Below are 3,054 nucleotides of genomic sequence, written 5' to 3' on the forward strand. Positions count from 1 at the left end.
TTATTCACCGGTTTAATGCTCTTGTTTTCAAGAAAAGACCCAAAAAAGGGCTTTCCGAAAAACTTACAGCAGCGTGTAAAGAGGTTTTCCGACACGCTGCTAGAACCTAGAACCTAGAACCTGGAACTGGAGGTTCCTTGTCCGATACGATCTTCATAATCGAGGACGATCTCAAGATCGCCCATGTGGTCAAGGCATACCTTGAAGGCGCGGGGTTCAAGGCGCGTCACTTCACCCGCGGCCGGGCGGCACTTGAGGCCGCTTCCAGGGAGCATCCGGCCCTGGTCATACTGGACCTGATGCTTCCCGATCTTTCAGGTGAAGAGCTTTTCCAGGACCTGAAAGCCTTGAGCGACATTCCGGTGATCATGGTCACTTCCAGATCTTCGGAGGAGGAGAGGGTTGCCGGACTTGCCCTCGGGGCGGATGATTACGTGGTCAAACCGTTCAGCCCGAGGGAACTGATTTTTCGCGTCAAGGCAGTTCTCAAGAGGGTCGAAGGGAGCAGACCGGGGGGAAGAAAGGACGTCCTGAGCTTCGAGGACGGGCGCCTGGTCCTTGACGGCCAGACCTACCAGGTGACCCGTGACGGGGTCGTGGCCGATCTCACCGCTTCGGAGTTCAAGATCCTTTTCATCCTGGCATCACGGCCCGGTCGGGTCTATTCCAGGGATGAACTTATCCAGCAGGCCCTGGATTACCATTTCGAGGGTTACGATCGCACCATCGACGCCCACGTCAGGAACATCCGGAAAAAGATCGAACCCGACCCTGGAAAACCCCGGTTCGTCCAGACTGTCTATGGCATCGGTTACCGCTTTGGAGGCAGACAGGATGCCTGATAAATAATGAAAAGATCCCTCTGGGCCAGGTTCTTTTTCCTCCTCATGGTCGTGTCGGCCATCGCGTTTTCGGCTGCCCTTTACCTCAGGGAGATGATGGTAAGGGATTTCAGGGATTACCTGGATGGGCAGTCCCTCGATTACGTATATTACACCACAGCAGAACTGGAAGGCAGTTACGAAGCCGGTGCCGGATGGGACGGGAATGAACTGGCCGGGACTGCGGTGATGGCCCTTGTCCTGGGCATGGAGGTCCGCGTCCATGATCAGGACGGGAAGCTGATGATCGACACCGGGAGCGCCCTGGACAGCCTCTCCCCGCTCATGATGCAGCGGGTGGCGTCTCTTGTGGGGTCGAGGACAATGGAAGGTGGAGAAGTGCCCTTCGTTCTGTTTCCCCTCTTCCTTGGCGGAGAGTTGATAGGAACCCTCGAGGTACGTTCCCTGGACCACGACCGGAGCCGGCTTTTCGTGCGGAGATCCAACCGTTTCCTGATGATCTCGTTTCTCCTTATGGGAGGTGTGGCGGTCCTGGCCAGCTTTTTCGTTTCGAGGCGTCTGGCCGGTCCCATCGAAAAACTGGTCCGTCAGACACGGGCCATCAGGGGCGGGCAGACCGGTGAACGGGTCCAGGTCACCGGTGACGACGAGATCGGCCGGTTGGCCGCGGCTTTTAACGAGATGGTGTCAGACCTCGCCTTGCAGGAATCTCTGAGGAAAAAACTCATCGCCAACGTGGCCCACGAGCTGCGGACGCCCCTCGCCGCCATGAGGGCCGAGCTCGAGGCGATGCTGGACGATGTGCTGCCACTGAGCCGTGAACAGGTCAGTTCCCTGCATGAGGAGACAGGACGCCTCGCTTTCATCCTGGACGGCATCGACAGCCTGACCCAGGCCCAGGCCAGTTCCCTGTCCCTGAACCGCCAGATGATAGAAATAGCGCCCCTGATGGAGAGCATTGCAGGCCGGTTTCACGCCCGTGCCCTCGAGGAGGAGATCACCCTTGAGGTCGAAAGTGAAGAGGGGCTGGCGGCGTGGGTGGATCCGGATCGGCTCAGCCAGATCATCATCAACCTCCTTGGCAACGCCCTGAGGGCCACCGCCGGGGGAGGCAAAATAAAAGTGACGGCCTTTGAGGATGGTGGGCGGATCAGGGTCGAGGTTCGGGACACCGGGAGCGGTATCCCGGCCGAGGCGCTGCCTCATATCTTCGAGCGGTTCTACAGGGGAGCGGACGGCGGCCTGGGCCTGGGCCTGCCCATCGTCAAGGAACTGGTGGATGCACACGGGGGGGATGTGACGGTAGAAAGTGAGGTGGGGAAGGGGACGGTTGTGACGGTGGTGTTGCCTTCCGGTCCCGGAGACACGGTGACGCTGGGGAAATAGGGCTATTACTGCGAGCTGTAATTGAGCAATGCAGTCACGGCATGGGCGCAATGGAGAGTTGGAACGCAGGGAAAGATCGAAAAACAGAGTCTCTTGTTTAGATGGGTTGGATTTCTCAGATGAAAAAAATGGGAGGAGATCAAAAGGATCTCTTCACATTTTTTCATATTCTCTTCGAAATTCCTTCACACGGTTTTGATAGGTTGATGACAACACAAACTCTTCAAAACCCAAGGAGGTAACGAAATGAAGAAGAGAAACCTGAAAATCGTTGGATTGGTACTGGCCCTGAGCGCTCTGATGGCGTCAAGCGCATTCGCCCGCTGGGGAGGCGGTTACGGCATGATGGGCGAGGGATACGATCGGGGCCCGGGTGACTGCTACCGGACTGAGGGCAGCGCCGATGTGGACGTGGAATCGGTGACGAAGTTCCGCAAGGAGACCCTGCAGTTGAGGGACAACCTGCTGACCAGGCGCCTGGAGCTGTCCCAGGAACTGGAAAAGGAGAATCCGGATGCCGACCGGATCGGCAACCTTCGCAAGGAGATCATCGACATCGAGACCGGTATCTCCAAGGTCGCTGACAAGTACGGCATTGACGGCCGCCGAGGGGAGAGATGTGGACGCGGAGGTAGCCGAGGTGGCTACGGCTGCGACGGCCCCTGTAACAGCTTCTGATCAAATTTCCCCTGGTCCCGCGGGCCGTAAGGCCCGCGGGACCACCGGGAAATTTGATGTAAGGTTTAAACTTGATAGAGTCGCAAAAAGTCCAATCCGGGACTTTTCGCTCCACGGAAAGGGAAAAGCGTGGTTTTCCCTTTCCTCA

General features: G+C 57.5%; 3 protein-coding genes. All 3 read left to right on the forward strand.

Annotated features, from left to right (window positions below; genetic code table 11):
- The first annotated feature begins 137 nt into the window (after positions 1–137).
- The 3 genes from P1S46_12005 (at position 138) to P1S46_12015 (ending at position 2,906) form a co-directional block, all read left to right on the forward strand.
- Positions 138–842 (forward strand): response regulator transcription factor, encoded by a 705-nt coding sequence (locus P1S46_12005; protein ID MDF1537193.1) that lies wholly within the window; start codon positions 138–140, stop codon positions 840–842.
- A 6-nt stretch (positions 843–848) separates the two neighbouring features.
- Positions 849–2,228, forward strand: coding sequence for an ATP-binding protein (locus P1S46_12010; GenBank protein MDF1537194.1), 1,380 nt, complete (start codon positions 849–851; stop codon positions 2,226–2,228).
- 246 nt (positions 2,229–2,474) lie between these two features.
- Positions 2,475–2,906 carry a hypothetical protein gene (locus P1S46_12015; protein ID MDF1537195.1) on the forward strand — a complete coding sequence of 144 codons (432 nt, stop codon included), beginning with the start codon at positions 2,475–2,477 and terminating at the stop codon, positions 2,904–2,906.
- The last annotated feature ends 148 nt before the right edge of the window (positions 2,907–3,054 follow it).

It is taken from the genome of bacterium (assembly GCA_029210545.1).
Classification (GTDB): domain Bacteria; phylum BMS3Abin14; class BMS3Abin14; order BMS3Abin14; family BMS3Abin14; genus JARGFV01.

Excerpts from the sequence above, each read along its gene's own strand:
- P1S46_12015 (MDF1537195.1), top strand. The coding sequence starts at position 2,475 with ATGAAGAAGAGAAACCTGAAAATCGTTGGATTGGTACTGGCCCTGAGC.
- P1S46_12010 (MDF1537194.1), top strand. The coding sequence starts at position 849 with ATGAAAAGATCCCTCTGGGCCAGGTTCTTTTTCCTCCTCATGGTCGTG.